Genomic DNA, 576 nt, shown 5'->3' with positions numbered 1-576 from the left:
AACTGCTTGTAAGCGCACGGTTTCAGGTTCTCTTTCACTCCTCTTCCGAGGTGCTTTTCACCTTTCCCTCACGGTACTTGTTCGCTATCGGTCGCTAAGAAGTATTTAGCCTTGGGAGGTGGTCCTCCCTGCTTCCCACGGGGTTTCACGTGTCCCGCGGTACTCAGGATTCCCTCACAGAATGCTTCCCTTTCGTTTACAGGGGTGTTACCTTCTCTGCCCGGACTTTCCAGTCCTGTTCAGCTAGGGAACCATTCTTAATAGAGGGTCCTACAACCCCGAACCCCGAAGGGATTCGGTTTGGGCTCTTCCCGTTTCGCTCGCCGCTACTCAGGGAATCGATTATTCTTTCTCTTCCTCCGGGTACTTAGATGTTTCAGTTCCCCGGGTTGCCTTCTTTAGTCTATGAATTCAACTAAAGATAACCGGACATGACTCCAGTTGGGTTGCCCCATTCGGGTATCCACGGATCAAAGCCTGCTTACGACTCCCCGTGGCATTTCGCTGTTAACCGCGCCCTTCATCGACTCTTAGCGCCTAGGCATCCACCGTACGCCCTTAGTAGCTTGACCTATT

General features: G+C 52.3%; 1 rRNA gene. It reads right to left on the bottom strand.

What is annotated here, in order from left to right:
• Positions 1-572 (bottom strand): 23S ribosomal RNA (locus DSOL_RS26280); the annotation flags it as partial.
• Positions 573-576: the final 4 nt, after the last annotated feature.

Source organism: Desulfosporosinus metallidurans (assembly GCF_001936615.1).
GTDB classification, from domain to species: domain Bacteria; phylum Bacillota; class Desulfitobacteriia; order Desulfitobacteriales; family Desulfitobacteriaceae; genus Desulfosporosinus; species Desulfosporosinus metallidurans.
This window is presented reverse-complemented; position numbering and strand designations above follow the sequence as displayed.